Below are 25,194 nucleotides of genomic sequence, written 5' to 3'. Positions count from 1 at the left end.
CTACAAAAGGTCAAAACCATCGAGCATCTTACTTTCCTGTCCCAGCTTGAACCGCTGACAGACTGGGGGTTCCCGGACCTCGACTCGCTCTGACTGATCTCAGGAAGCATTACTTGGTGAGACGGCAATAAGAGCAGGTGGGGACGAGCAACAATGGAGAGGTCGAATGGAAGAATATTACGAGTATTTCCTCGAGAAGCTGGGGCCAGCTTCGGGGCAAAGAGAGGTACCTCTCTCTTCGCTGAACAAATACGCAGATAAGCTCCCCGAACAACTACTGAAACAGTGGCGCGAATATGGCTGGAGCGGCTATGCCGAGGGGCTTTTCTGGACCGTTAATCCAGCGGAATACCAGGAACTGACTCGTGCATGGCTGCATGATTCGGGAATACCCGATTCCGGCTTTTATCACACGATCGCCAGAAGTGCTTTTGGCGATCTTTATCTTTGGCATGAGAAAACAGGGAACTGGCTGGACGTAACGGCCTCTTATGCACGCTTTCATAAAACCCAAGAGGTAGTACAAAGCGATGAGTTCGACGACGAAATCGCACTATTTTTTGCAACTCGAGATCGGGAGTCTAATGATTTTGACGACCTTTTCGAGCAAGCTCTAAAAACACTCGGCCTACTCCAACCCGATGAAATGTATGGCTTCGTCCCTGCTCTCGCACTCGGCGGCCCCGCCGATCTAAAGCATCTACAGAAGGTCAAAACCATCGAACACCTCACGTTTCTGTCCCAGCTCGCACCGCTGACGGATTGGGGATTCCCTGACCTCGACTCGCTTTGAGTCGCCGCCGCCACTGAGCCTGGTTATTCAGTTCCAGGCCCAGCCCGCTAGGTTAATGCCGCACGTCGGCCTCGAATGCAGATGCCCGCCCGCACGCCAATACCCACTGCAGCACGCCAGCGACAATAAGCGCGGGCAGCGTTGCACCGATGTCCGGATACAGGTTCGCCAGCAGGTGATAGGTGCAGATGCCGCCGATCCACGCCAGTAGCGTCATCCCGCGCAGGCCCGCTGTCGCAACGCCGTGACGGCGGCGGCGCAGGATGAAGTGATCTACCAGCACGACGCCGAAGAGCGGCGCGAACACGGAAGCGATCATCAGCAGGAAATTCTGGTACTGCGCCAGCGGCGCAAAGCAGGCGATCAGTGTGCAGACGACGCCAATGGCCAGCGCCAGGTGCTCGACTTTGGCCTTCAGCAGAAGGACGCTCGACACGGCTGCACTGTGAATGTCGGCGAACGCGTTTTCCGATTCGTCCAGCAGGATCAGCAGCAGCGGAATACCCATCCCCGCGCCAGCCAGCGCCAGCAGCAGTGCATTGGCCTCACCACTCGGCGCAAAGGCCAGGGTGTATGCCACGCCAAGGGACATCAGCCAGAAATTGCCAACAAAGAAGCCCAACGCCGTGCCGCCGAACACCCCGGTGGCGCGCTTGCCGAATCGGGAATAGTCCGCAATCAGCGGCAGCCACGACAGCGGCATGGCGATGGCAATGTCGAAGCCGACGGCAAATGGCATCGAGCCGTCCCCTGCCCGCGACCACAGCGCCGTCAAATCAGCCTTGCTGAACAGGTTGAACGTCAGCCAGGCGCACGCCGCCAAGAGCAGCCAGATGCCCCATTTGCGCAGGATTTGCCGAACGAAGGCCAAAGGTCCACTCACCGCCAGCAGGGTCGCGAGGACGCCGAAGACGATGGTCCAGAGCATCGGACTGGCCCACAGGCTGCCTTCGGAGAAAGCGCCGGCGCCCAACAGGCTGGCGGCGTCGCGCATGACGATGATTTCGAACGAGCCCCAGCCCACCAGTTGCAGCAGATTGAGGATCGCCGGAACGCCCGCGCCTTTGCTGCCCAAGCTGAGCTTGAGCGCCGCCATCGACGATAGCCCGGTGTCGCTGCCAATGACGCCAACGGCGGCGAGCAGCAATACGCCGACCAATGTGCCGAGCAGGATCGCCAGCATTGAACCGGACATCCCCAGCCCCGGCGCCAGCAATGCGCCGGTCTGCAGGACCATGAGGCCGATGCCGAGGGAGAACCACAGAGAGAACAGATCGCGCCCGCCAAATACCCGCTTGGCGGCGGGTACGGGGGCGTCGGGTGAATAGGTGCCGGGAGTGTTCACGTTTGTTGTCTCGCTGAAACTTAGGGTTGATCGTACCCACGTTCTGCGTGGGCACGCATACCTGGACGCTCTGCGTCCTCACCGACGCAGAGCGTCAGGGGCGGCATTCCCGCGCGGAGCGTGGGAACGATCACGCTTGCCGCTCACACTTTTTTATAAAGCTGACTGCCTTCCTGCCTGAACCGCTCGGCCTGCTCGCGCATGCCGTCCTCCACCGACACATCCACCGCGTCGATCTTCTGGTTGGCCGCGTACTCGCGCACTTCCTGGGTGATTTTCATCGAGCAGAATTTCGGCCCGCACATCGAGCAGAAATGCGCGACCTTGGCCGAGTCTTTCGGCAGCGTCTCGTCGTGGTAGGCGCGCGCGGTGTCCGGGTCCAGCCCGAGGTTGAACTGGTCTTCCCAGCGGAATTCAAACCGCGCCTTGCTCAGTGCGTTGTCACGGATCTGCGCACCGGGATGTCCTTTCGCGAGGTCCGCTGCGTGGGCGGCGATCTTGTAGGTGATGATCCCGGTCTTGACGTCATCCTTGTTTGGCAATCCCAAGTGTTCCTTGGGCGTGACGTAGCAGAGCATCGCGCAGCCGAACCAGCCGATCATGGCCGCGCCGATGCCCGACGTGATGTGGTCGTAACCCGGTGCGATGTCGGTGGTCAGTGGGCCAAGGGTGTAGAACGGCGCCTCGTCGCAGCACTCGAGCTGCTTGTCCATGTTCTCCTTGATCAACTGCATCGGCACGTGGCCCGGCCCCTCGATCATGCATTGCACGTCGTGCTTCCAGGCGATCTTGGTCAGTTCGCCGAGGGTCTCCAGCTCACCGAACTGTGCCTCGTCGTTGGCGTCGGCAATCGACCCCGGGCGCAGGCCGTCACCCAGGGAGAAGCTGACGTCATAGGCCTTCATGATTTCGCAGATGTCGTCGAAGTGGCTGTAGAGGAAGTTTTCCTGGTGATGGGCCAGGCACCACTTGGCCATGATCGAACCGCCACGGCTGACGATCCCGGTCACGCGCTTGGCGGTCAGCGGCACGTAACGCAGCAACACGCCGGCGTGGATGGTGAAGTAGTCGACGCCCTGCTCCGCCTGCTCGATCAGCGTGTCGCGGAACAGCTCCCAGGTCAGGTCTTCGGCGGCGCCGTCGACTTTTTCCAGCGCTTGATAAATCGGCACGGTGCCGATGGGCACGGGCGAATTACGGATGATCCACTCGCGGGTTTCATGAATGTGTTTACCGGTGGACAGGTCCATGACCGTGTCCGAGCCCCAGCGAATGCCCCACGTCAGCTTCGCCACTTCTTCTTCGATGGACGAGCCCAGCGCGCTGTTGCCGATATTGCCGTTGATCTTCACCAGAAAGTTGCGCCCGATGATCATCGGCTCGAGCTCAACGTGGTTGATGTTGGCGGGAATGATCGCGCGACCACGGGCGATTTCCTCGCGCACGAACTCAGGCGTGATCTCTTTCGGAATGCTCGCACCGAAGCTCTGGCCTGGGTGCTGCTGGGTGAGCAGGCCGGCGGCGCGGGCTTCCTGCAGCTTCATGTTTTCGCGGATGGCGACGTATTCCATCTCGGCGGTGATGATGCCCTGACGCGCGTAGTGCATCTGGCTGACGTTAGCCCCCGCCTTTGCCCGACGCGGATTGCGCACGTGGGCGAACCGCAGCCGGGTCAGCTCGGCATCGGCCAGACGCTGCTGGCCGAAGTTGGAGGTCAGCCCTGGGAGGCGCTCGGTGTCTGCGCGGGACTCGATCCATGCCGAACGCACGTCGGCCAGGCCTTTGCGCACGTCGATGATGACGTTGGGGTCGGTGTAAGGGCCGGAGGTGTCGTATACGCAGACCGGCGCGTTGATTTCGCCGCTGCTGTTTGTTCCAGAGAACCCTGTAGGCGTGACGTCCAGGCTGATCTCACGCATGGGCACACGGATGTCCGGACGCGAGCCCTGAACATAGATTTTCTGCGAGCGGGTAAAGGGTTGAACCGACCCCGAATCGACTTGGGCGGATTCACTCAGATTGGCGTTTTTTAGTGTTGTACTCATCACGGGCTCTCCAGACATCATCCAGCAGCGGAATGAATTGTCGGAGCTTGAGCCTGATGGACACGGACGGATGCACCCTGAGACGACATGGATGCTGAGAATCGAAGAGGCGCGGACTGTTCAGAAATTGAACAAAGACGACCCCGGACGACACTCAAGAGGACTCGCCGGGAGACGAGAAATCTTGTTCCCTACGCAGGCGCTAACCTGATCAGGTTCAACGGGATCCGGATTATCCGATCTCAGCCTCATATCAAGGCACCCCGACAAGAACGGCGTCAGTCTAGTCGCGGCGCAGGCCAAACGCCAAGCGCGGAATTCAAACGCGCGTTAAATGGCTGATTTGCCCGATTGTTGTCCCCACCCGCTGGAACTACACTCGCTACGCGTCGCCAAAGCCATCTGGATCGGACGCAACGTCACCGTCTTCATACCGCTTGAATTACTAGGGAATGTCTATGCTGCGCAAACTTTCACTGGCCATTGCCGTGTCGTGTGCTTCGAGTGCGATGGCCGGGGCAGCAGACATGCCGCTGCCTACCAGGACCGGGTTGGTGAGCGTGTATCAGGAAGCGGTCAACAATAACGCCGATCTTGCGGCGGCCCGCGCCAGCTATGACGCGCAGAAGGAAATCGTGCCTCAGGCCCGCGCCGGTCTGCTGCCGAACATTTCTGGTGGCGCCGACATCAATGACACCCGCACCTCGATTGATCAACCCTCCGCGGTCATCAGCCGCAGCGGCACGGTCTATCGCGCGACCTTGAGTCAGCCGATTTTCCGTGCCGATCGCTGGTTTCAGCTCAAGGCCGCTAAGGACGTCAACGAGCAGGCCATCCTGCAGCTCTCGGCCACCGAGCAGAACCTGATTCTGCAAAGCGCTGAAGATTATTTTGCGGTGCTCCGTGCACAGGACAATCTCGCCTCGACGAAGGCAGAGGAAGCGGCGCTCAAGCGCCAGCTCGATCAGGCCAATGAACGCTTCGACGTCGGCCTTTCTGACAAGACCGATGTGCTCCAGGCGCAAGCCAGCTACGACACCGCCCGCGCTGCGCGGATCGTCGCCAAGCGCCAGGTCGATGACGCGTTTCAGGCGCTGATCACCCTGACCAACCGCGATTACAACTCGATCGAAGGCATCGTGCATACGCTGCCGGTGCTCGCTCCAACGCCCAACGATGCGAAAGCCTGGGTCGACACCGCGACGCAGCAGAACTTGAATTTGCTGGCCAGCAACTACGCCGTCAGCGCCGCTGAAGAAACCCTGCGTCAGCGCAAGGCAGGCCACGCGCCTACCGTCGATGCGGTAGCGCAGTACGAGAAAGGCGACAACGATCCACTGGGTTTCACCAACCCCAACTACACCGGCCAGAGTTTCCACGGCAGCGTCGAGCAACGCACCATTGGCCTGCAGGTGAACATCCCGATCTACAGTGGCGGGCTGACCAGTTCTCAAGTCCGCGAGGCTTATGCCCGCCTCGGCCAGAGCGAACAACAGCGCGAAGGTCTGCGCCGCCAGGTGGTGGAAAACACCCGCAACCTGCACCGCGCGGTGAACACCGATGTCGAGCAGGTGCAGGCGCGCAAACAGTCGATCATCTCCAACCAGAGCGCGCTGGAAGCGACGGAAATTGGCTATCAGGTCGGCACCCGTAACATCGTCGACGTGCTGGATGCACAGCGCCAGCTGTACGCATCGGTGCGCGATTACAACAACACCCGCTACGACTACATCCTCGACAACCTGCGTCTGAAGCAGGCTGCCGGCACGCTGAGCCCTGGGGATCTGCAGGATCTGTCGCGCTTCCTGAAAGCCGATTACAACCCCGATAAAGACTTCCTGCCGCCGGATCTGGCGAGAGAAGCGGCGAAGAATTTCGAGCGGCCAACGGAGCGGTGACAAGCCGATTGAAACGTTTCGGCGACCCGAGTAGCATCCGCGCGATACAGTGAATACATGTATTGCGGAGAAGTCGCATGCCTACCTCGATTCGCCTCACCCCCGAGACTGAAGCACGTCTCGACGTTCTCGCGGCTAGCACCGGCCGGACCAAAGCCTTTTATTTGCGTGAAATTATCGAGCAAGGTTTACCTGAGCTTGAAGAGTATTACCTGGCAGCGGACGTACTCGAACGCGTCCGAAAGGGCAAGGAAGCCACTTATTCATCCAGCGATGTAAGGAAAGAGCTTGGCCTGGACGATTAAGTACACCGAGACGGCAAAGAAACAGCTCAAGAAGCTCGACAAGCAAACCGCCCGGCGCGTGCTTGACTTCATGGACGAACGGGTAGCTATCAGAGACGACCCCTGCAGCGTGGGCAAAGCGCTAACAGGTCCCAAGGGCGGGCTGTGGCGCTATCGAATTGGGGATCTACGAGTGATCTGCGATATCCAAAACGGCGAGCTAACCATTTTGGTCATCGAACTGGGCACTCGTCGGGAGGTTTACCGGTAGCACCTTCATGACCCGCTCAACAACTCTGCTACCGCTTACCGCCAGGACCAGGGCAAGCGCGCTCATGCATTGGATTTGCGCGGAACGCACGACCGTCGTTAAGCGCAAGTCCTGCAGATGACCGCTTGCTTGCCAACATCAGCCCAACAACCGTCCAATCCCGTCCAGCAACCTCTGCAACGCCCCCTGATTGGCCTTCATCACGGCCAGCCCGGCATCGGCCATCGCCTTTGCTTTCTCGGGATGGTCGATCAAGTCACGCACCGTCGCGGCCAATGCAGCCGCGTCACTGGCCTCCTCCAGCGCGCCGGCATGACGCAGCATCGCGGCGATTTCGAGGAAGTTGAACAGGTGCGGGCCGCTTAAAACGGGCTTTTCCAGTGCCGCAGGTTCCAGCAGGTTGTGACCGCCGTTGGGCACCAGGCTGCCGCCGACGAAGGCGATATCGGCGAGCGCATACAGAAAAAGCAACTCGCCCATCGTGTCGCCCACCAGAACCGAGGTTTCCGGCGTCACCGGCTCGGTCGTCGAACGACGAACGCTGGTGAATCCCTGCTGCTGGCTCAGCTCAAACACGCTGGTGAACCGCTCGGGGTGACGGGGCACGAGGATCAACAGGGCGTCGGGATAGGCTTGCATCAGCGTGCGATGGGCGGCCAGCACCACCTCGTCTTCGCCCGCATGGGTGCTGGCTGCAATCCACACGGGCCGATGCAGGGTCTGCCATTGCTCGCGCTGCTGAACGGCACGCTCAAGCAGTTGCGGATCTATGGTCAGGTCGAACTTGATCGAGCCCGTCACGGTGACGCACTCGGGCCTAGCGCCCAGGTCACGGAAGCGTTGGGCCTCGGCTTCGGTCTGCACGGCAATCAGGCTCATCTCGGCGAGCATCGGCCGAGTCAGGCGGGCGAATCGTCCGTAGCCACGGGCGGAACGCTCTGACAACCGCGCATTCGCCAGCACCGTTGGAATCCCGCGTTTCGCACACTGATGAATGTGATTGGGCCACAGTTCGGTTTCCATGATCACGCCGATCTTCGGCTGGATGTGATCGAGAAAGCGCCCGGCGGCCCACGGAAAGTCATAGGGCAGGTAGCAATGCTGGACGCGCGGCTCGCTGGAGAACAGCGACTGAATGCGCTCCGAGCCGGTCGGCGTCATGCAGGTGATGGTGACCGGCAGTTGCGGATAGCGGGCCAGCAAGGCGCGTATCATCGGCGCGGCGGCGATGCTCTCGCCCACCGACACGGCATGCACCCATATCCCCCCGCGCTGCATGGCGGGCAAGCCGAAAGCGAAGCGCTCGCCGACCCGTTGCGCGTAGGCCGGGGCCTTGCGCGAACGCAGCCACAGGCGCAGGGCGATCAAGGGGAGACCGAGGTGAAACAGGATGCTGTAGAGGGTTCTATTCATGGGCGCGGAGTTTATCAGCCAATTGCTGTCAGATTTCCATCGAGCTTCGCACATATCATGCCCGGCGCATTTGGCCAGACGCCACCCCGCCAGCCCGAAAGGCGCCGGTTGTTCCGTGCCGGGTAAGCCGCTTTAATGACGGCCATTGAAAAGGAGCTCCACCATGTCTGCGTACTACCTGCTGGCCATCGCCATCTGTGCCGAGGTCATCGGCACCGTGTCCATGAAAGCCGTCAAAGGCCTGAGCACGCCGATCCCGCTGCTGCTGGTGATCGTCGGTTACGGCATTGCGTTCTGGATGCTCACGCTGGTGGTGCGCACCATTCCGGTTGGCGTGGCATACGCGGTGTGGGCGGGCATGGGCATCGTCATGGTCAGCGTCGCCGCACTGTTTATCTACGGCCAGAAACTGGATTTGCCAGCCATCGCCGGCATGGGGCTGATCGTCGCAGGCGTGGTGGTCATCCAGCTGTTCTCGAAGACGGCGGGTCATTAAGGGGGTTACTGAAAAGTCCCTTCCCCTATAATGCCGCCATTCGTTTCGCCATTTGAGGTGCCCATGTCATCTGCTATTTCCACTGACGTCCTGATTGTAGGCGCGGGCGTTGCCGGTCTCTGGCTCAACGCGCGACTGCGGCATCAGGGCTTTTCGACGGTGGTGGTGGAAAAGGCCAGCCTGGGTGGCGGCCAGACACTCAAATCCCAAGGGATCATCCACGGCGGCGCCAAATACGCGCTGCACGGCGCGCTCTCTGGCGCATCCGAAGCGATCGCCGATATGCCGCGTCGGTGGCGCGAAGCGCTTGCAGGCAAAGGCGAGCTGAACCTGTCGGGCGTACGCCTGCTTTCGGAAGCTCACTACCTGTGGTCGCCCGGCACCATCGCCGGCAATCTCACCAGTTTCTTCGCCAGCAAGGCCGTGCGCGGCCGCGTTGATCAGGTCAAGGGCAGCGACCTGCCGCCTGCGCTTCAGGATCCGCGCTTCAAAGGCAAGGTGTACCGCCTGGCCGAGCTGGTCATCGACATCCCCAGCCTGGTGAAAAAACTGGCGGAGCTGGCGGGCGACAGCCTGCTTGCGGGCCAAGACATTGAGCCGCTGCGCGTTGATGGCGAACTGGTCGGCTTGCGCGTCGACGGCCGCGACATCCACGCCCAGCGGGTGGTGCTAAGCGCCGGTGAAGGCATGGCTGATTTGCTCAAGGCGCTGAACGTGAGCCAGCCGGCCATGCAACGCCGGCCGTTGCATATGGTGCTGGTCAAGGGACCGACGCTTAAGCCGCTCTACGCCCACTGCCTGGGTGGCGGGCCGAAGCCACGGATCACGGTAACGACGCACCCGGCGGCAGACGGCCAGTGGGTCTGGTATCTGGGCGGCGACATTGCCGAAGCCGAAGGCGTCGCCCGCAACCCCGCCGAGCAGATCGCCGCCGCAAAGAAAGAGCTCGCGAATCTGCTGCCCTGGGTTGACCTCAGCGAGGCGCAGTTCGCCACCTTGCGCGTGGACCGCGCCGAACCGCAGCAAAGCGGTCTGGTACGCCCGGATAACGCCTTTGTCGACGAGCAGGGACGATTACTGGTCGGCTGGCCTACCAAGCTGGCGCTGGCCCCCGACTTCGCCGACCGCGTGCTGGCCTCGTTGTCCCGGGATGACATTCACCCCACCCCGCAACCGCCGCACACCGACTTCCCCACGCCGCCCCTCGCCATTCCTGTCTGGGATCAACTGCTGCCATGAAGACCTTGCACGATCTGCATCGGCCGCTCGGCACCCTCGGCATCAACGTTTCCCCTTTGGGCCTGGGCACGGTGAAGCTGGGCCGCGATCAGGGCGTGAAGTACCCCAATGGCTTCACGATTCCCGACGACGTCGAGGCGCGGATGCTGCTGAAGCTGGCCCGGGATCTGGGCATCAACCTGATCGACACCGCCCCGGCGTACGGGCGCAGCGAAGAGCGCCTCGGCCCGCTGCTGCGTGGGCAGCGCAAGGACTGGGTGATCGTCAGCAAGGTCGGCGAGGAATTTGAAGCAGGCCGGTCACGGCACGACTTCAGCGCCGCCCACACGCGCCTGTCGGTGGAGCGCAGCCTGCAGCGCCTGGAAACCGACTTCATCGATCTGGTGCTGGTGCATTCCGACGGCAACGACCTGCACGTGCTCAACGATTGCGCCGTCTATCAAACGCTGGACGCGCTCAAGCGCGAGGGCAAGATTCGCGGGTTCGGCTTCTCCGGCAAGACCGTCGAGGGCGGGTTGCTGGCCTTGCAGGACGGCGACTGTGCGATGGTCACGTACAACCTCAACGAACAGGGCGAGAAGCCGGTCCTCGACTACGCTGCTGCACACGGCAAAGGGGTGCTGGTCAAAAAAGCACTGGCCAGCGGGCACGTTTGCCTGAGTCCCGGTGTCGATCCTGTGCGTGCCAGTTTCGAGCTACTGTTTGAACACCCCGGCGTGACCGGTGCTATCGTCGGCACCATCAACCCGCTGCATCTGGCCCATAACGTGGCAACCGCCGCTGCCGTGATCCGTCGTCAGCCCTGAGACGCACGGCCGACCCCAACGCAAGAAGGAGCCGATATGCCGCGAACCCTGATTCGGAAAAACCCCAGCAACTTCAAGACCCTGCCGTTATTTGTCGAAGCCACCCCTGAAGGCCTGACCTATCAGAGCGTCGGGATGCCGCTGAATTTCACCCAGACCCTGGCCCGGCGTCGCAAGATCGACGTAGAAGACAGCGAACGGTTTTCCACCGAGTTGGCCAATCTCGGTGTCTCGGTACGCCTGACGTTGCGGTGGCAGAACCGCGATTACTGGGTGCTGGTTCGCCAGCGCCGTCAGGACCGTGGCGATGTGGTGCTCAAGCTGATCTCCGGCTACGTCCCTGCCCACGAGCTCAACCTGCCCCTCCACACGGCGGTGCAGGAAGTGGCCGAGGAATGCCTGATCGAGACGCCCCAAGGCTGGCTCGGCGGGCGCTTCAATGAAACCTGGCTGCCAGCGCCCTATGCGGCAGCGCTGCATTACCGCGAAGCGATGCCCTTTCGTCTCACGCCGCTTTCCGGCGCGGCACTCCCGGTACGCTGCGGCAGCCTGACGCTGATCGAGCGGCCACGCGCTTACGTGCATTTGCCGACCGCTTCACTGCAGTTGATCTACGACATGCGCCTGGAGGTGCCGAAAGAGGCTCGTCCGTTGAGCCTTTTCCACGTCGATGAGAGCCTGGAGAACAACGAGCTGGTGGCGCGCCTCAATCGCAGCAAGCCGGATCTGTATCTGATGCCGCTTGAAAACGGCTCGCCCCTGCCCGAGCTGTACACCCTGAAGAACGACAAGCTCTCGCCTGCCGGTACACGTGGGCTTTATCTGGCCGAGAGCTTCGCGCCCCAGGAGGGCTGGGTGGTGCGCGAGGAGCGGATTCGCTGGAAGGACTGGCTGGTGCAGCAGGGCATGACGCCCAAGAAGAAGCCCAAGTCAGGGCTGACCAAGCTGCGGATCAAAGCGCGACGGCTGGTCAGACTGGTTCGCAGCGGCCTGCACAAGTAAGCCGCGCTTAGCGCTTCTCGGCGAGGCGTTTGTCACGCCAGGTGCGCAGCGTGGCGAATAAGTGAAAATAGCGGTTTTCGCGTTTGCCCATCCCGCGCTTGGGCGAGAACGACTCTTCGGCAAAGGCGCCGGTAATGCGCACACGGGAGGCAGTGGTCGGCAGCGTACACACCCGGGCATCCGCCTTGAGCAACACGTACTTGAGCAAGCGCTCCGAGTGCAGCTTGCGCCCTGTTGCTTCGCAGAACTCAAAGATGCGCTCGATCCGTTTGCCATAGGCGCGATAGACGTCACGGCCGCAAATGGCGAAACGATCATTCAGCCCGCCCCACCACTGCCAGTCCGGAATGTAGGCGTTCAGCCGTCGTGCGTGGGGCGAATGAAAAATATAGTCCGGCAGCGGCGAATGGAAGAAGTTGTCCGGGCGCACGAACACCACAAAGTCGGGATCGAACGACTCCATCATGCCCGTAACGGTGTGCAGTGAGTTGAGCTGATAGATCAGATTGCGCAGGGAAACGTGCTCGTCGCCCCAGGTATCGCCCATCGCCTTGACCCGCTCGAAATCCCAGCGATCCAGCACGCCGTCGGTGGACTCCAGAAACCCTGTCATCGGTTGGAAAACGTCGTAGTTCTGAGCCTTCAGCTCACCCTTCTCCGCCGAGCGCTGGTTGTGCACTTCGTCGATCTTGTAGAGGTGGTAAAAGCATTTGACGTTGCTGCCCTTCGGCAACTGGCCGAGGACGTTTTCCTCAATGGAAGGAAAACAGATCTCCGAGTTTCGCGGGATACCAAAAAACGCGACCGCAATGTTCAGCACTGACAAACTCTCCGGGATCAATGGCGATGCGCCTGGACACGCGCGCTCAAGCGGCGAACGGGCTTGTTCATTTACTAAATAGCAGCTTGCGCCACCAACTGCGGGGCTTGAGCGCGATCACTTCGACGTCCGCGCCCAGCAGCCAGTTGCGCTCATAGTCCCAGGCGTGCCCACCCCAGAGTTTGCCGGCTTCGTTGGAAAAACCCAGCGTCATGAGCCTGTAAGGGTAACCGGCATGAGCGCGCAGCCAGTCGAGCAGCACCAGCACGTTGAACCCTGTGGAGGGCCCGACGAAGCGCTTGCCGTTGGGGCGATCGACCGGATAGTGCTCGGCCAGTGCCGGCAAAGGAATGCGGTCCCAATACAGCGCAACGTCAGGCAGCGGACACAGCGGCACGGCGCAGCCCACCAGCAGCGTGAAGCAGCGCGCACCAGGCTGGGCGGCGAGCTGCGTGACGCCCGTCGAGGCAGGCAGTCCGAAGAAGTAGCAGTCCGGCGCGTTAAAACCGTGGACGAACAGGTTGACGCTTTCAGGCTTCAGGAGCGCGGCCTTGATGCACAGATTAAAGCTGATCACGACATCGTCGGCGCCCACGCCCAAGGCATCGAAATCGGCCTGGGAGATGGCAGGGTTGTTGGCAATGAGAATGACCCGTGCAGCCTTCGCCAGGCACTGGCGCAGCGCAGGGGGAAGCGCGCCGAACACGTCTTGGTCGGCGCCCGGCAATACAAGGGGTTCACTGGGGGCGGCGCTGTCGTGGTTGGACGGCGGCGGCATCAGGCCGGCACCTGCATGCCATGGCGCAATTTGACCCAGCCACGGATCAGCGCCGATGGACGCTGCCACGGGCGCATTGGCCGCTGAATTTCATCGGCCAGATCGCGCCCAACGCGGGCAAAGGCATACCGTTCTTCGGCGAATCTTTGCCCTTCGCCAGCGATGCGCTCAGCAAGATCGGGGTCGCTCTGCAGCAGCCGGATCTTCTCGACGGCTTCGTCTTCGGAGCGGTAGAACATGACGTTGCGCCCCTCCTCGAAACCCAGCAGATCGTCCTCTTCGCCCTGACTCCACGCGAGCAGCACGCAACCGCAGGCCATGGCTTCAAAATTCTTGATCATGAACTCGCCCATGCCGATGTCGGCACTGACGAAAATCTTGATGCGATTGAGGGTTTCAAGGTACTCGGCACCAGAGGCCGTGCGCGTCACCAGCACGCCGGCGCGCTGCGCGAGGTTCTCCACCAACTGCTTGCGCTGTGAATACTCACGGCTTTTCAGACTGCCCAGAAAGCCCACCGGGATGTCCCGAGGCTTGCCGAGGTTGCGCAGCATTTCCTGGTCGTAGCCTTTGGACACGAACACCGCATCGAGGCCTTCGCCGCGCATGCGCCGCGCCACCACCGCGCCCGACAGCAACGCGCGACTCCACGGCAGCTGCCGGTACAGGCGCGAATACATGCCGTGGTATTTGCTGGCGCTCATGTAATTCTGATAAGCATCGTGCTCAAGAAAAATCAGCCCCGGAATGCACTTGAGCACCGCGCGCTGGCGAGCAAGCCGTTTGACCCGGGAGAAGATCACTACCCGGTCGTAGTTCTGATAGTCGACCGAGGCCAGAAATGTCCCGAGATTCAGTTGCTGTTGCTTGCTCAGGCGAAAGATGACGCAGTCGTCGCAATGCTGCCGCACGGTGTCGTACAACCCGTCCAGGATGACGCGCTGCTCATCCATCACCAGTAACATGACTTTCATTTGTTCATATACCGAACTGCGAATACATAAATGGCAGCGGCAACAGACTGCCACTCTTCACTGTGAGCATCGGATCAGTCCTGACTGCGGATCTTGTCGACGATGGCTGTCGTTGAACTGTTGGCGACCAGACCCAGCACTTTCACGGTGCCGCCATAGGAGGCGACGATGTCAGCGCCGACGACCTGATCCACCGAGTAGTCCCCGCCCTTTACCAGCACGTCCGGACGCACGTGGGCCAAGAGGTTTTCCGGGGTGCCTTCGGGGAAGCTGATCACCCAATCCACCGCGCCCAGACCTGCCAGCACCGCCATGCGTCGATCCACGCTGTTGATCGGGCGTCCCGGGCCTTTCAGGCGGCTGACCGACGCGTCGTCGTTGACGGCCACGATCAGCCGGTCCCCCTGCGCGCGGGCCTGTTCCAGGTAGGTGACGTGGCCGGCGTGCAGAATGTCGAAGCAGCCGTTGGTGAACACGATGGTTTCGTTGTGGGCACGGGCATCGTCAATCGCCAGCAGCAACTGATCGAGGGTCAGCACGCCGCGCTCGGAACCTTCGGCGCGCTGGATGGCGCGACGCAACTCGGGTGCGCTGATCGCGGCGGTGCCCAGTTTGCCTACGACGATGCCCGCCGCAAGGTTCGCCAAGGCGACTGCATGAGGCAGCTCCTCGCCCGCTGCAATGGCCGCTGCCAGCGTGGAAATAACCGTATCGCCAGCGCCGGTCACGTCGAAGACTTCACGCGCGCGGGCCGGAAGATGCAGGGTCGGCTGATCCGGACGCAGCAGGGTCATGCCGTGTTCGCCACGGGTGACCAGCAACGCACCCAGATCGAGGTCCTTCATCAGCGCCCCGCCTTTGGCGACCAGCTCTGCCTCGTCGACGCAATGGCCGACGATGGACTCGAATTCACTGAGGTTGGGCGTGATCAGGCTGGCACCGCGATAGATCGCGAAGTCTTTGCCCTTCGGATCGGCCAGAACGGGAATGCCCCGGTCCCGGGCCGCCTTGATCAGGACTTGGTGATTCTTCAGCGCGCCTTTGCCGTAGTCGGACAGGACCAGAACTTTGATGCCATCGAGCAAGGCATCAACGTCCCGGCTCAGGGCCTCGGGATCAGTGGCAAAGGGTTCTTCGAAGTCGATACGCAGCAGCTGCTGGTGCCGACTCATCACGCGCAATTTGACGATGGTGGGCTGATGAGCGATGCGCTGGAAACTGGCGATCACACCAGCGGCCTTGAGGCTGTTGCCCAGGCTGTCGGCGGCTTCGTCGGTGCCGGTGACGCCGACCAGTGACGCCTTGGCGCCCAGCGCTGCAATGTTCAACGCCACGTTGGCCGCGCCACCCGGACGGTCTTCGATCTGGTCGACTTTGACCACCGGAACCGGCGCTTCAGGGGAGATTCTGGAAGTGCCACCGTGCCAGTAGCGGTCGAGCATGACGTCGCCGACAACTAACACTTGAGCCTGATCAAAACGCGGCATGGACAACTTCATCGAACAACCCGTGGCAGAAATGGACAAGGACGGAATCTTAGCACAGCGATCAGCGCTGGCTGGCCGGTTGGCCTCGAATCCCTTAGTGCTTCAAACAGCGCTTCAAATGGCGCTTTAAATGGTGCATCGACTGTTGCAGTTACGGGCGCGGAAAGCGCCGGACCCAAAACACCTCATGCCGCCGTACGGCCTTGCGGAAGAATTCGTCGTCTCCCGTCAGCGGCCATTCGCGACCGGCCAGCCAGCGTTGAATCTGCCGGCGCAGGCGCCTCTTCAGGGGTGGCGACCCCTGCAGGTCATGCTGCATCGCCAGGGCCATGGCCTTATCGAGTTGAACGTCCGAACTGAGCGACGTACTCCAGAATTGATCAACCGAAGGCGCTTCGACAAACGGCGGCAGCGCGACACCTTTACCGGCCAGCCCCATGGGCCAGCGGTCGTTGTCGTGCAGGTGGTTGGCGTAGAACAGCGCCACCTCGGGCGTGTGCGCGCTTCTGCTCACCGCTTCATATAACGCTTGAGTCGTGGCGATGTGGTCGGCGTGGGGGTCGAGTTGCGGATGCGGCATGACAATGACGTCCGGGCGATAGGCGTCCAGCAGCGCAGCGAGGTCGGCCACGAGATTGTTCCAGGTCGGCGCGCCGTCCTGATCCCCTGGCAACGGCAACGGATTGTGCTGCCGCGCGCTGCGGATGTCGGTCTCTGCCGAATCGCGAGAGCCAAACGGCTGATCCGGCGACTGCGCCATGGCCGGCAGTTGCAGGCAGTAGTAGCCCAGTTGCACGCACTGGCTCTGCGGCACACCGCCCCACAACGGAGTCGCCAGACTGTCCCACGTACGCAGACGACCCTTGAGCCGCGCGGCATCGGCGCGGTTCAGCCCCAGTTGTTCGTAGCGTTCGGCCTCGATTTCGCCCTGAGTCACCGTAACGATGCTGCAATCAGCGGCCTGGCTGTACAGGCCAAAGGCTGCCAGTTCGGCATCGTCAGCGTGGGGTGCGAGTACCATCAACCGCTGCTGACGGTAGTCCGGGTTGCTCAGCACGTACAAACGGCCCGTATCGGCGATGCGGCAGAACCCGCCTTTGAGGCGCAACGTGCTGTCTGCGACCACGTCTCGCTGACCGGTGAGGTTCACGTAGCGACGCCCGGCAAACCCTCGTTCGAAATCCTGGCGGTCGTCGCCTGCCAACACGTACGGGTCCAGCCAGCGACCGAGCCAGCTGCTGCGCAGATCAAGCTCCAGCAGCAGCGTTTCGCCTTCGGCCAACGGCTCGCTCAGTTGCAGCATGCCATTGACCACGGAAACGGCCTGCGCCTGGGCCGCGTCGGGAAACTGATAGTGGTAATCGCACTTGGGCGAATAAAACAGATGGTCGGAGAACCAGGCTTCGTGGGCCACCCAGGCAGCGACAATCAGCAAAGGCACCAGCCACCACGCGACCCAGATGCCAATGCCGATCAGCAGTACCAGACCGATGATCAGCGCCAGACGCTTGTTGCGCCGATGTCGTTTCAGAAGCTGCTGCTTGCGCCCGGACATGTCATCCAACCTTGTAGACAGGCACCGTCTGGCACCAGCGGTCTTTGTATTCGCGATCGGAGCGGCCGAAGGAATAGCGCAATGGCTTGTTCACCGCCCTCGCGTCAGCCCAGGCGTTCTGGGTGTTGACGAAGCTGAGCACGCTGCCGGCGCTCAGCGCCTGATGGGCCGGATCGACACCGCCGTTGATGTATTCCACCGAAACCCAATGTGGCGACTCGACTCTGTAGAGGACCTGAGCGGCAATGGGCTTGCCTTCCAGCAGAATCATCGAGCCGGTCATGAACTCGCGCATCAGCTCGAACACCTTGGCCAGGTGATCCTTGCCCGGCACGTCGAAGCCCCAGCGCGCATGAAACAGGCTTGAGTAAATGCGCGCTTGTTCCTCGGACGTGAAATCCAGCATCGACTGCACGACCCCGCCCGCCTCTTCAAGCAAACGCTGCTCGCGGCGCTGGTTGTAGCGGAATTTCTTGGAATAGTCCTCGGGCGCGCGGGCGATCGCCAGGCTCTCGGCTTGAGGCTTGAGGGTGTCGACCTGACCGGCGTTCAGCTCCGACACGTAGCTCATGCGCTGGCGCACCGGAACGGTCACACCCGGGGCGATCGGCAGAATGATTTCTGCGTTGCCCAGATCGAACACCCGCCGATCACGCTGCTTGAGTACCTTCTTCGCCAGCGCCAGATCCCGGCCCCAGCAGGCAACCGCAGCGACGACGTTGCCATCTTGCAGCCACCCCAGATAACGCACCGGAATATCCGCAAGCCCGGCCAGACGCTCGATCACCTGCGGGTGCGTGGCTACGCTGCCGCCGAATTGCTGCCACGCGGTGGCGTAGGTCGTTGCATCGATCGGGGTCCAGCCTCGCTCACGCCATGCGCGCAAGTGACTCAGCATGCATCGACTGCCCGGTCGATTTCGGCAGGCTCGTCTTCTTCGAACTGTTTGGCGTGCAGGCGCGTGTAGTAACCGTTCTTGGCCAGCAGCTCGTCATGGGAGCCGCGCTCGACAATTCGGCCTTCGTCCATCACCAGAATGACGTCGGCTTTTTCGATGGTGGTCAGGCGGTGGGCGATCACCAGGGTGGTACGGCCCTGCATGACTTTCTCCAGCGCCTTCTGGATATGACGCTCGGATTCGGTGTCCAGCGCCGAAGTCGCTTCGTCGAGAATCAGCAGCGGCGCATTTTTCAGCAGCGCGCGAGCAATCGCCAGCCGCTGACGCTGACCGCCAGACAGCAGCACGCCATTCTCGCCGACGAGGGTCTGGTACTGCTGAGGCAACTTGTCGATGAACTCGTCGGAGTAGGCATCGGCCGAGGCTTTCTTGATCTCTTCCAGCGGCACGCCGGCCAGATCGCCATAAGCGATATTGTTGGCGATGGTGTCGTTGAACAGCGTGACGTTCTGGTTCACCAGCGCAATCTGACGGCGCAGGCTGCGCAGGGTGTAGTCCTGGGTCTCGACGCCATCAAGGAGGATCTGGCCCTGCACGTGATCATAGAAACGCGGGATCAGGCTCGCCAACGTGGATTTGCCGCTGCCGGAGCGGCCCACCAACGCGACCATCTGGCCGGCTTCAGCAACGAAACTCACGTCGTCCAGCACGCGCTTTTCCGTCCCCGGATAGGTAAACGTAAGGTTTTTGACCTCCAGACGGCCTGAAACCTTGTCGCGCTCTACGGAGCCCAGGTCCTGCTCTGTCTGCTCATCCAGTTGCTCAAAGATGCTCTCTGCACCGGCGACGCCTTTCTGGATAGTGGAGCTGACTTCCGACAACTGGCGGATCGGCTTGGGCAGCAGGCCAGCCATGGTGATGTAGGCCACCAGATCGCCCGCCGACGAATCGCCGCGAAGATAAAGGACAAGGAACATCACGATGGCCATGCCGCTGTAGGTCACCAGTTGCAGCATTGGCGTGTAAACGGCGCCAGTCTTGGTCATCGCCAACTGCTTTTTGGTGTTGCTGCGGCTGGCCTTTTCGAAGCGGGCCTTCTCGTAGTCTTCGCCGCCGAAGCTGCGGACCACGCGATAGCCATGAATGGTCTCGGACGCCACGTGGGTCACGTCGCCCATGGCCACCTGAATTTTCTTGCTCTGCTTGCGAAACTTCTTGCTGGTGCTGTTCACCATGACGGCGATGAGGGGCAGTATTGCCAGCATCACCAGGGTCAGTCTCCAGTTCATCCACAGCAGCGCGCCGAACAGGAAGATGACCGTCATACCTTCACGAATCACGACTTTGATCGCGTCGGTGGCAGCGCCGGTGACCATGGTCACGTTGAACGTGATGCGCGAGATCAGGTGCCCGGAGTTGCTGTTGTCGAAAAAGCGGTTGGGCAGGGTGAGCAATTTGTTGAACAGCACGACCCGCAGGTCATGCACCAGCCCGAGGGAGACGCGGGCCAAAAAGAAGTTGCCCAGATACGAGCCGGCACCTTGCCACGCTGCGATCAGAACGATCATCAGCGGCACCGCCTGCAGCAATTGCAGGTGGCCAATATAGGGGTTGCCGGGGAACAGACTGGCTTCGGGATTGGACAGGCCATCGACGAAGTATTTGAGGATATAGGCGAGCATCGGCTGGGTAGACGCGAAGATAAGAAAGCCGACAATGCTCAAGCAGAAAAGGCCTATATACGGCCGCACATAGGTCAACAGGCGGAAGTAAATTGCCAGGGTCGTTTTAGCTTGAGGATCAGGACTGCTCATGGGAATCCGCACGAAAAAATTAGGCGGGCATGGTAGCACAACCCATATTTGTCGACCCCTGCTGCGACCCAAGCGGGGCGGACTCGGGTAACATGCCGCATTTGTTCAGGTAAGTATGCCGATGCACCCAATGGAACACAGCGCCTATCTGGCCTTGCGAGAAAACGCCACCGTGCTCGAAGCGGACGGATCCGGGGACAAGGTTCTGTTGCTTGAGGACGGCACCATTCTCAAACTGTTCCGCCGCAAGCGCCTGATCAGCTCGGCCTTGTTGTTCCCCTATGCGCAACGCTTCGCCGACAACATCGACGCCCTCAAAAAGCGCGGCATTCCCTGCCCCGATGTCATCGCCACCTACCGAATTGCCAGCATCAGCCGCGACGGCGTGCGCTATACGCCACTGCCCGGCCTGACCATCCGCCAGGTGCTGAGCCAGCACGGTGAAAGAGCGCCACTGCGTGCTGACCTGGGTACGTTTATCGCTCAGCTGCACGATCGCGGCGTTTACTTTCGCTCGCTGCACCTGGGGAACGTTGTGCTCACGCCGACCAATGAACTCGGCTTGATCGACATCGCGGACCTGCGCTGCCAGAAACTCGCGTTGAGTGACAGCAAGCGCCTGCGCAACTTCGCCCACTTATTACGTTACGAACAGGACAAACAGTGGCTGCTTGGCAGTGATCAGGGCGCGGCGTTTTTGCAGGGTTATACCCAAGGTATGCCGACTGACAGACAGTCGACAATGACCGAGCGCCTGCAACTGCTGCTGACCGCCCCTATCGACCGATAGCCAGAACGGTTGCGCCCTTGCGATTGGTAAAGTGCGCCAACACCCTGAGATGGCGTGCTTTAAGCCACTCGATGAGCCATGGCTCGTTCTCTTTGGCGTCGATAAGGAAGTATTGATACTCGTCCGCGTGCTGCGGGGACATCGCTTGCTCCCGAGTCAACCCCGGAATCACATAACCTCGGCCGGCGTAATAACTGATGCGCCCGTCGTCAACGAAGGCCGTAGCGCTCGCCTCGACGTGGGTCGACATCCAGCGGCCTGCCTCCACGTAATGGGTCTTCCCGGCACCGGTCGTTATCACGTTTGAGAGCATCACGAGCAGCGCTACAACAACAAGCGCCTTGCCGAGGCGCGGGAACTGCCCAACAAACGATGCCAATCCCATTGCCATTAACGGCACAAAAAGCAGACTCAGAAAGCTCATGTAGCGACTGTTCATGAACTGCTCTTTGACATAAAACAGCACCAGCACGATCAGGTACAGCAGCGCCGCCCAGGCGAAGGGCCGATAATCGCGCCAGTATGCACCCAACACGCCCCAGTTCCTGCGCAGCACGAACGGCAACGCGAAGGGGCCCATCAGTTTGACGAAAGTGATCAGCATGGAGGCCAGGATGCCGAAGAAAATGATGCGTCCGGCTTCGTCCTGCGAATACTTGTTGATCAGGGAGTTGGCGAACTGGTTCGACAGCAGATCAAAGGACGCCAGGACAGTGTGGGGATTGAGCATATCCAGATAGATCATCAGGCGTCCGGACAGGAACGCGCCTGAGACCACGACCGCGATTAAGCCAAGCGCTGGCAGCAGTGCAAACTGAAAAACCTGCTTGCGGCTGGCAGCATCCCTTAATCCCGGCAATTGCCAGAGCGCCAATGCCGGGATCAGCAGCAGCGCCTCAAGCCGGAACAACATGGCGCAGAGGATCGCCACGTGGATAAAAGCTGCGCGCAGCCAGCCGCCACGGGCATCCCAGCGCAGTGCGAGCCAGATCGCCAGCGTGCAGAAAAACCAGAAGCCGCATTCACGAATGATGTCGTTGCGAAACGAGTTAACGGCTGGCATTGCCAGCATCACCAGGCAGGCCCAAGGGGCGAGCGCTGCCGAACGCTGACGAACACAATCAACCATCAAAGCGCTGACGCCGGCGAAGAAAAGGCCACACCAGAGGTAGGCGCTCAGTTCCAGAGGCAGGTGCAGCACGAGGTGGGTACCGGCCAGCAGGAGGGAGAACCACGGCCAGTCAAAGGATTGCCAGGCAGCTTGCGTGCCGTGCTCGGCGACTCGTTGCGCGATATCGATGTACAGGGCTGCGTCACGCCCGACTGTTGCGGTGCCCAGGACTGCAATCAGCGAAAGGAGGATGCTGCCCAGGAATGCCAGCCGAACCGGATGCTCGCGGACCCACCCGGAGACCTGGGCGCCGGTTTTAACAACTGCCGCTTTCATTACCTTCCCTCAGCTACATGCGCAAAACTGAAACCGGTTATCGAAACAACGAACGCAAGGCTTTGCGTGTATATGACCAGCGCGCGAACGTGCGCCAGTGCGCCTTCAACGCCATGAAATAAAACTTCCTGGCCAGTGTGTACTCGCCGTGGGAATAACAATCACGAAACAATGAGAGGCAACGCTGCGCCATGAATGCCTGACGCAGGTCATGAAACTCAACGGGCATCCGCTGGGCCGAGAACACCTCGCACACCACTTGCACGGTGCCCGCCGCCAGGCTCTGGCGCAAGTCATGACGCATGCTGTCGGAGTGTTTGTAAATGAACGCCAGCGGCTGATCCAGCACCGTGCAGGGAAAGCGCGCCAGGACCTGAGCGAAGACGGGAAGATCTTCGACATTGCGCAGATGCTCGGGATAGTTACCCGGCGCAAACACGTCGCGATGCATGGCACAGGCACCGTTTGAGATGGAGAAGGTCTTGTCCAGCAAATAGCCTTTGACTCTCTGTCGTGCCGCCGCCGGTAGCGGCTTGGCAACCTGCAAACTGCGTCGGCCATCGGCGAACATCGACCAGTGCGCGCCGATCACCAAATGAGTGTCGGGATGGCGTGCGATATGACTGGCGAGCCCCGCCAGTGCACCCGGGGCCATTTCGTCATCTGCGTCAAGAAACACCAGGTAGAGACCTGTGGTTTCTTCTATGCCGCGGTTGCGTACTGAAGACAACCCACCATTGGGCTTATGCAGCACTCGAAAGCGCCCAGGGTTCTCGGCGGAAAGCCTCGCGAGCACCTCTGATGTGTTGTCGGTGGAACCGTCATCTATCACCAGCAGATCAGCAGAAGCGTCATGAATCTGCGCCAATACCGATTTCACTGCGCGACGCAGGGAATGGGCATAGTTGTATGCGGGAATCACGACGCTGATCAGTGTTTCAGTCAAGTCCAGATCCTTCCACGCCGTCTTTGACTACCAGAATGTCTTCCATGATCAGGTACTCCAGATCGGAGCCAAAGAACATGTTCAGCGCATCGGTAGGCGAGCAGATCATGGGCTCGCCGCGACGGTTGAGCGAGGTGTTGAGCGAGACGCCGTTGCCGGTCAGGTCCTCGAGTGCCTTCATCATGTCGTAGTAACGCGGGTTGTACTCGCGCTTGAGCACCTGAGCGCGGGAGGTACCGTCTTCGTGGACGACTTCCGGCACACGGGTTTTCCACTCTTCCGCCACTTCAAAGGTGAAGGTCATGAACGGCGCCGGGTGATCGATCTTGATCATCTGCGGGGCAACGGTGTCCAGCATCGACGGGCAGAAAGGTCTCCAGCGTTCGCGGAACTTGATCTGATGGTTGATGCGATCGGCGACGCCGGCAATGCTCGGGCAGCCGATGATCGAACGACCACCCAAAGCGCGCGGGCCAAATTCCATGCGGCCCTGGAACCAGGCCACCGGGTTGCCCGCGACCATGATCTTGGCGATGCGCTCGGGGGTGTTGTCGATCTGGCGCCAGGCCGGCTTGCTCGGGTGGCGGGCGCAGGCAGCGATCACGTCTTCGTTGCTGTAGGACGGGCCGAGGTAAACGTGTTCCATTTTCTCGACCGGCACGCCACGCGCGTGGGAAACGTAGGCAGCGGCACCAACGGCTGTGCCGGCATCACCCGACGCGGGCTGGACGAACAGCTCTTTGACGTCGGGGCGCGCGATGATTTTCTGGTTCAGCTTGACGTTCAGCGCACAGCCGCCAGCGAAGGCGAGCTTGCCGGTTTCCTTGAGGATGTCACCCAGATAGTGGTCGATCATCTGCAGCGACAGCTTCTCGAACAGCGCCTGCATGCTGGCGGCGTAATGGATGTACGGCTCGTCGGCGATGTCGCCTTCGCGCTTGGGGCCTAGCCACTCGATCAGTTTCGGCGAGAAGTAGAAGCCTTTGCCTTTCTCTTTGTAGCGACGCAGGCCGATGACGTTGGCGTATTCGGTGTTGATCACCAGTTCGCCGTTTTCGAACGTGGCCAGGCGCGAGAAATCGTATTTGGTCGCGTCGCCGTATGGCGCCATGCCCATGACTTTGAACTCGCCGTCGAGCATCTCGAAACCGAGGAATTCGGTGATCGCGCCATACAGGCCGCCGAGGGAATCCGGATCGAAGAATTCCTTGATCTTGTGGATCTTGCCGTTTTCGCCATAGCCGAAGAACGTGGTGGCGTACTCACCCTTGCCGTCGATGCCGAGGATCGCGGTTTTCTCTTTAAAACCGGAGCAGTGGTAGGCGCTGGAGGCGTGGGCCAAGTGGTGCTCAACCGGTTCGATCTTGATTTTTTTCGGATCGAAACCGAGTTGTTCCAGGCACCAGACGATCTTGTTGCGGTAGCGCTTGTAGCGGCGGTTGCCCATCAGAATCGCGTCGAGTGCGCGGTCCGGTGCATACCAGTAGCGTTTGGCGTAGTGCCAGCGCGCTTCGCCGAACAGGCTGATGGGCGCGAAAGGAATGGCGACGACGTCAACATCGGAAGGCTTTATGCCTGCTTGTTCGAGGCAGAACTTCGCTGATTCATAGGGCATGCGGTTCTTGGCATGCTTGTCGCGAACGAAACGCTCTTCTTCGGCCGCTGCAACCAACTTGCCGTCGATGTACAGGGCTGCGGAAGGATCATGGCTAAGGGCGCCGGACAGGCCAAGAATCGTCAATGCCACTAGGGTCTAGCCTCTTAAGTCTGCATGCAGGCATCACGCGCCTGACAAATAAGGTGTGTCTGGCGCCACGGCGGCAGACAGCTAAAGGGCGGGATTATAGCGTAATGGCTCTGGAAGTGGTCGCAGGGAATGAAGTGCCGCGCGATGCTCGTGCGGGACCGGCTTTAGCCGGGAGGCGGCCAGGGTGTACGCCGTTGATTTTGTGACATGGCACTTGACGTCTTCCCGGCTGAAGCCGGTCCTACACCTTCACCCCTCACCTTGTGCGTTAACTATTTAGCACCACACGCACCGGCGTTCTGATTGATTTGTGGCTGAACGAATCATCGGGCTCTCGCCCGGCTCG

The 25,194-nt window shown here is 60.8% G+C and carries 22 protein-coding genes, 1 pseudogene and 1 riboswitch; of the genes and pseudogenes, 10 read left to right on the top strand and 13 right to left on the bottom strand.

Annotated features, from left to right (window positions below):
* Both BMY98_RS27690 and BMY98_RS20585 read left to right on the top strand, forming a co-directional pair.
* Window positions 1-93: pseudogene (locus tag BMY98_RS27690) on the top strand (GAD-like domain-containing protein); the annotation flags it as partial.
* A 73-nt stretch (window positions 94-166) separates the two neighbouring features.
* On the top strand, window positions 167-793 hold the full coding sequence (locus BMY98_RS20585) for a GAD-like domain-containing protein (RefSeq protein ID WP_074892238.1): 627 nt from the start codon (window positions 167-169) through the stop codon (window positions 791-793).
* Window positions 794-845: 52 nt separating this feature from the next.
* On the opposite strand, the gene cytX is transcribed toward BMY98_RS20585, so the two are convergent.
* Together cytX and thiC are read right to left on the bottom strand one after the other, a co-directional pair.
* The gene (gene cytX / locus BMY98_RS20580) at window positions 846-2,138 is read right to left on the bottom strand and encodes a putative hydroxymethylpyrimidine transporter CytX (RefSeq protein ID WP_074892236.1); all 1,293 of its coding nucleotides are present in this window, start codon (window positions 2,136-2,138) and stop codon (window positions 846-848) included.
* Window positions 2,139-2,281: 143 nt separating this feature from the next.
* The gene (thiC, locus tag BMY98_RS20575) at window positions 2,282-4,183 is read right to left on the bottom strand and encodes a phosphomethylpyrimidine synthase ThiC (protein ID WP_074892234.1); all 1,902 of its coding nucleotides are present in this window, start codon (window positions 4,181-4,183) and stop codon (window positions 2,282-2,284) included.
* A gap of 171 nt (window positions 4,184-4,354) precedes the next feature.
* Window positions 4,355-4,459, bottom strand: a riboswitch (TPP riboswitch).
* 182 nt (window positions 4,460-4,641) lie between these two features.
* On the opposite strand from thiC, the gene BMY98_RS20570 reads away from it, so the two are divergent.
* The 3 genes from BMY98_RS20570 (at window position 4,642) to BMY98_RS20560 (ending at window position 6,636) form a co-directional block, all read left to right on the top strand.
* The gene (locus tag BMY98_RS20570) at window positions 4,642-6,081 is read left to right on the top strand and encodes a TolC family outer membrane protein (protein WP_074892233.1); all 1,440 of its coding nucleotides are present in this window, start codon (window positions 4,642-4,644) and stop codon (window positions 6,079-6,081) included.
* A 77-nt stretch (window positions 6,082-6,158) separates the two neighbouring features.
* A complete protein-coding gene (relB, locus tag BMY98_RS20565) occupies window positions 6,159-6,386 on the top strand; it encodes a type II toxin-antitoxin system RelB family antitoxin (protein WP_074892231.1) in 228 nt (75 codons plus the stop codon).
* The gene (locus BMY98_RS20560) at window positions 6,370-6,636 is read left to right on the top strand and encodes a type II toxin-antitoxin system RelE family toxin (protein WP_074892229.1); all 267 of its coding nucleotides are present in this window, start codon (window positions 6,370-6,372) and stop codon (window positions 6,634-6,636) included. The genes relB and BMY98_RS20560 overlap by 17 nt, the downstream gene beginning before the upstream one ends.
* 138 nt (window positions 6,637-6,774) lie before the next feature.
* Here BMY98_RS20560 and waaA read toward each other — a convergent pair whose 3' ends face one another.
* On the bottom strand, window positions 6,775-8,049 hold the full coding sequence (gene waaA / locus BMY98_RS20555) for a lipid IV(A) 3-deoxy-D-manno-octulosonic acid transferase (RefSeq protein ID WP_074892227.1): 1,275 nt from the start codon (window positions 8,047-8,049) through the stop codon (window positions 6,775-6,777).
* A 163-nt stretch (window positions 8,050-8,212) separates the two neighbouring features.
* Between waaA and BMY98_RS20550 the strand changes: the two genes are divergently transcribed.
* From BMY98_RS20550 to BMY98_RS20535, 4 genes are all read left to right on the top strand, one after another.
* On the top strand, window positions 8,213-8,545 hold the full coding sequence (locus BMY98_RS20550) for a DMT family transporter (RefSeq protein WP_074892225.1): 333 nt from the start codon (window positions 8,213-8,215) through the stop codon (window positions 8,543-8,545).
* Between the two features lie 63 nt (window positions 8,546-8,608).
* Window positions 8,609-9,784, top strand: coding sequence for an NAD(P)/FAD-dependent oxidoreductase (locus BMY98_RS20545; protein ID WP_074892223.1), 1,176 nt, complete (start codon window positions 8,609-8,611; stop codon window positions 9,782-9,784).
* On the top strand, window positions 9,781-10,590 hold the full coding sequence (locus BMY98_RS20540; RefSeq protein WP_074892221.1) for an aldo/keto reductase: 810 nt from the start codon (window positions 9,781-9,783) through the stop codon (window positions 10,588-10,590). The genes BMY98_RS20545 and BMY98_RS20540 overlap by 4 nt, the downstream gene beginning before the upstream one ends.
* Window positions 10,591-10,626: 36 nt before the next feature.
* Window positions 10,627-11,592 carry a metal ABC transporter ATPase gene (locus BMY98_RS20535; RefSeq protein WP_074892219.1) on the top strand — a complete coding sequence of 322 codons (966 nt, stop codon included), beginning with the start codon at window positions 10,627-10,629 and terminating at the stop codon, window positions 11,590-11,592.
* 7 nt (window positions 11,593-11,599) lie between these two features.
* Here the strand turns inward: BMY98_RS20535 and BMY98_RS20530 are convergent, their stop codons facing one another.
* From BMY98_RS20530 to msbA, 7 genes are all read right to left on the bottom strand, one after another.
* Window positions 11,600-12,412, bottom strand: a complete 813-nt coding sequence (locus tag BMY98_RS20530) for a hypothetical protein (RefSeq protein WP_074892218.1) — start codon at window positions 12,410-12,412, stop codon at window positions 11,600-11,602.
* Window positions 12,413-12,479: 67 nt separating this feature from the next.
* Window positions 12,480-13,190, bottom strand: a complete 711-nt coding sequence (locus BMY98_RS20525) for a protein kinase family protein (protein ID WP_074892216.1) — start codon at window positions 13,188-13,190, stop codon at window positions 12,480-12,482.
* A complete protein-coding gene (locus tag BMY98_RS20520; RefSeq protein ID WP_074892214.1) occupies window positions 13,190-14,164 on the bottom strand; it encodes a glycosyltransferase family protein in 975 nt (324 codons plus the stop codon). The genes BMY98_RS20525 and BMY98_RS20520 overlap by 1 nt, the downstream gene beginning before the upstream one ends.
* A gap of 74 nt (window positions 14,165-14,238) precedes the next feature.
* Entirely contained in the window at window positions 14,239-15,663 is a 1,425-nt protein-coding gene (gene hldE, locus BMY98_RS20515; RefSeq protein ID WP_074892213.1) for a bifunctional D-glycero-beta-D-manno-heptose-7-phosphate kinase/D-glycero-beta-D-manno-heptose 1-phosphate adenylyltransferase HldE, read from the bottom strand.
* A 139-nt stretch (window positions 15,664-15,802) separates the two neighbouring features.
* Window positions 15,803-17,206: a PIG-L deacetylase family protein gene (locus tag BMY98_RS20510; protein WP_074892211.1), complete on the bottom strand. Its 1,404-nt coding sequence runs from the start codon at window positions 17,204-17,206 to the stop codon at window positions 15,803-15,805.
* A gap of 1 nt (window position 17,207) precedes the next feature.
* On the bottom strand, window positions 17,208-18,104 hold the full coding sequence (locus BMY98_RS20505) for a GNAT family N-acetyltransferase (RefSeq protein ID WP_074892209.1): 897 nt from the start codon (window positions 18,102-18,104) through the stop codon (window positions 17,208-17,210).
* Complete coding sequence (gene msbA / locus BMY98_RS20500) at window positions 18,098-19,918, bottom strand: lipid A export permease/ATP-binding protein MsbA (protein ID WP_074892207.1); 1,821 nt, start codon at window positions 19,916-19,918, stop codon at window positions 18,098-18,100. Before msbA ends, BMY98_RS20505 begins: the two co-directional genes overlap by 7 nt.
* A gap of 121 nt (window positions 19,919-20,039) precedes the next feature.
* Here msbA and BMY98_RS20495 point away from each other — a divergent pair, with 121 nt between their 5' ends.
* Entirely contained in the window at window positions 20,040-20,708 is a 669-nt protein-coding gene (locus BMY98_RS20495) for a lipopolysaccharide kinase InaA family protein (protein ID WP_074892205.1), read from the top strand.
* Here the strand turns inward: BMY98_RS20495 and BMY98_RS20490 are convergent.
* The 3 genes from BMY98_RS20490 to BMY98_RS20480 are packed head-to-tail and all read right to left on the bottom strand — an operon-like array spanning window position 20,695 to window position 24,848.
* A complete protein-coding gene (locus BMY98_RS20490) occupies window positions 20,695-22,155 on the bottom strand; it encodes a hypothetical protein (protein ID WP_074892203.1) in 1,461 nt (486 codons plus the stop codon). The two genes, BMY98_RS20495 and BMY98_RS20490, sit on opposite strands and share 14 nt — an antisense overlap.
* Before the next feature lie 37 nt (window positions 22,156-22,192).
* Window positions 22,193-23,101 (bottom strand): glycosyltransferase family 2 protein, encoded by a 909-nt coding sequence (locus BMY98_RS20485; protein ID WP_074892201.1) that lies wholly within the window; start codon window positions 23,099-23,101, stop codon window positions 22,193-22,195.
* Entirely contained in the window at window positions 23,094-24,848 is a 1,755-nt protein-coding gene (locus BMY98_RS20480; protein ID WP_074892200.1) for a carbamoyltransferase family protein, read from the bottom strand. The genes BMY98_RS20485 and BMY98_RS20480 overlap by 8 nt, the downstream gene beginning before the upstream one ends.
* Window positions 24,849-25,194 lie beyond the last annotated feature (346 nt).

The sequence above is a fragment of the Pseudomonas graminis genome, from assembly GCF_900111735.1.
GTDB classification, from domain to species: Bacteria; Pseudomonadota; Gammaproteobacteria; order Pseudomonadales; family Pseudomonadaceae; genus Aquipseudomonas; species Aquipseudomonas graminis.
The sequence above is the reverse complement of the archived record's forward strand: the minus strand, read 5'-3'. Positions and strand labels throughout refer to the sequence as shown.